Annotated in this window: 1 protein-coding gene; it reads left to right on the top strand. The window is 36.7% G+C overall.

All coding sequences use genetic code 11. From position 1 onward, the window contains the following. On the top strand, window positions 1–368 hold a 368-nt coding region (locus L987_RS05335), incomplete at both ends, for a P-type ATPase (RefSeq protein WP_047503355.1).

Here is a 368-nt window from a genome sequence, read left to right on the forward strand (position 1 = left end):
GGGGGTTCTATTAATGGGTCTGGAACAATACAAGTCAAGGTTACAGCTGTGGGAGAAGATGGATATCTTTCTCAAGTTATGGGACTTGTTAATCAAGCACAAAGTGATAAATCTAGTGCTGAATTGTTATCTGATAAAGTAGCGGGTTATTTATTCTACTTTGCTGTAAGTGTTGGCGTGATTTCTTTTATTGTCTGGATGCTCATTCAAAATGATGTTGATTTTGCATTAGAACGTCTTGTAACTGTGTTAGTCATTGCTTGTCCACATGCTTTAGGCTTGGCAATACCTTTAGTCACTGCACGTTCTACTTCAATTGGTGCACATAATGGTTTAATTATTAAAAATAGAGAGTCTGTAGAAATAGC

Source organism: Staphylococcus sp. ZWU0021 (assembly GCF_000798895.1).
Classification (GTDB): domain Bacteria; phylum Bacillota; class Bacilli; order Staphylococcales; family Staphylococcaceae; genus Staphylococcus; species Staphylococcus saprophyticus.